The organism is Vibrio sp. 10N.222.46.A1 (assembly GCF_041473595.1).
In the GTDB taxonomy this organism is placed as follows: domain Bacteria; phylum Pseudomonadota; class Gammaproteobacteria; order Enterobacterales; family Vibrionaceae; genus Vibrio; species Vibrio tasmaniensis_A.
In genome coordinates, this window is the sequence record NZ_JBFRSN010001432.1 from 1 (window position 1) to 2,106 (window position 2,106).

3 protein-coding genes are annotated in these 2,106 nt (G+C 39.8%); 2 read left to right on the plus strand and 1 reads right to left on the minus strand.

All coding sequences use genetic code 11. The annotated features are described in order from the left end of the window. A partial coding sequence (locus AB4496_RS27120) for a helicase-related protein (protein ID WP_372133035.1) occupies window positions 1–874 on the plus strand: 874 nt, incomplete at its 5' end. A gap of 140 nt (window positions 875–1,014) precedes the next feature. On the opposite strand, the gene AB4496_RS27125 is transcribed toward AB4496_RS27120, so the two are convergent. Further along, the gene (locus tag AB4496_RS27125; protein WP_009844771.1) at window positions 1,015–1,188 is read right to left on the minus strand and encodes a hypothetical protein; all 174 of its coding nucleotides are present in this window, start codon (window positions 1,186–1,188) and stop codon (window positions 1,015–1,017) included. A 261-nt stretch (window positions 1,189–1,449) separates the two neighbouring features. On the opposite strand from AB4496_RS27125, the gene AB4496_RS27130 reads away from it, so the two are divergent. Further along, window positions 1,450–2,106 (plus strand): DUF6279 family lipoprotein (locus AB4496_RS27130; protein ID WP_372133038.1); only part of this gene is annotated, 657 nt, incomplete at its 3' end.

The window sequence follows — 2,106 nt, forward strand, 5'->3', positions numbered from 1 at the left end:
TGCTGTTATTGAAGCAGCACCAAAAGATCGTCAAACGTTATTGTTCAGTGCAACTTTCCCTAAACAGATTAAATCTGTTGCAGACCGCATCATGAATAACCCTGAAATGGTGAAGGTTGAATCAACACACGATCACTCAAGCATCCAGCAACACTTTTATAAGGTTGAAGGTACTGAAGCTCGTGATGACGCACTAGAGCTAATGCTTCTTCATCATCAACCAGAGTCAGCGGTTGTGTTCTGTAATACTAAGAAAGAAGTACAGAACGTAAACGACGAGCTAAGCCACCGTGGCTTCAGTGTTATTGAGCTTCATGGCGACATGGAACAGCGTGAACGTGACCAAGCTTTGGTTCAGTTCTCAAATAAAACCATCTCTATCTTGGTTGCAACAGATGTTGCTGCTCGTGGTCTTGATGTTGATAACCTAGATGCTGTGTTCAACTTTGAGTTGTCTCGCGATCCTGAAGTTCACGTACACCGCATCGGTCGTACTGGTCGTGCAGGAAGTAAAGGTGTTGCAATTAGCTTCTTTAGTGAAAAAGAGATGCACCGTGTTGCTCAAATTGATGAGTACATGGATATGCCAATCGAACCGTCTCAGTTGCCAGCTAAACCAATTGCTAAGCCGTACTACTCAAACATGGTAACTATCCAGATTGATGGTGGTAAGAAAGCGAAACTTCGCGCAGGTGATATCCTTGGTGCGTTGACAGGCCAAGGCGGTATTGATGGTAAATCAGTAGGTAAGATCAACTTGTTCGCGATGCGCGCTTACGTTGCTGTAGAAAGATCAATGGCTAAGAAAGCATTAGGCAAAATCGAATCAGGTAAGATGAAGGGTCGTCAATTCCGCGCCCGAATTCTGAAATAATTCGAGATTGAATCCCTTTGCTGCGATATGTCTAATTAACGAGATTGCTACTTAATGACATTGCAGTAAAGGGTGTTCCACAAAATGCCACTCAAGTTTACTCTCTTAGGTTTATCGACCTAGTTCTCTATACCAAAGCATTATTCATCGGGTCTTATCGAATAAAGATCGTTGATATGTTTTCCCTCGCTAAGATACCAAGTCATCGCTTCCTTTCGATTGTGAACCAATATCGTTATTGTGGTTATTGAACCATCGTCAAAATAACAAAGCTCATATTCTAAATCGCTTGGATGATCAGGAATAGCGGCCATAGCTCCCCTCCCAAATATCAATCATTTGAAATACGCCAACCCAACTCATTTATAGGGCTCGTATTGCGTCAAATGAGTAATAAAAATCAAGTTACATCACTGCCATTAATTATTTTTAGTTTAATCATTTGCCGAAATAGTTAGATTAGCAAGTCTGAGTCTCAATTTATCCGAAAGTTTTTACGAGAACCCGATTTTGTAGCTAATGTTATAAGATCGTCTTGAGGTTCGTTGTTGAGTAAAATGTTGTGAGAGGGTGTAATGAGAAAGTGTCGCTGGTTAGTCTTATTAAGCTGTTTTCTATTCTTTGGCTGCGGGACTAAATTTGCCTATAACAATATAAGCTGGTTTGTCGTTAGCTATATTGAAGACTTTGTAACTCTTTCCAATAGTCAGGAATCAGAGCTCGAAGAGCGCCTCGATTCATTACAGCAATGGCATAAAGAAACTCAACTGCCGTTATATGTTTCGCAATTAAAAGTGATCCAAAACACAGATCGTTCTGATATGAATTCTGCTTTTATCACTGAACAAAGTGACCAAATTAGAGACCATATTCGCTCAATCGTTAGTAAGTTCTCTCCCGATATTTACGCTTTAAGCATGCAGTTTAACCCTAAACAAGATAAGGAATTCTTAAAGAATTTTAGGGAAAAGCAGCAAGAATATTACGAAGAAAGATTATCATTGAATGATGAAGATTCGAGAGAACGTTATCGAAGTCGAATTGAAGATCGGTTAGAGCGATGGCTAGGATCGGTATCGAAAGAGCAAAAGCAGATTATTTCAACTTGGTCTCAAGAATGGGTAAATACCAACGATAACTGGCGCCAATATCAAAATAATACCTACCAAGATTTATCGACACTGATAGAAAAGAAAAGTGACTTAGATATAGCTCAGCCGATTATTATGAAC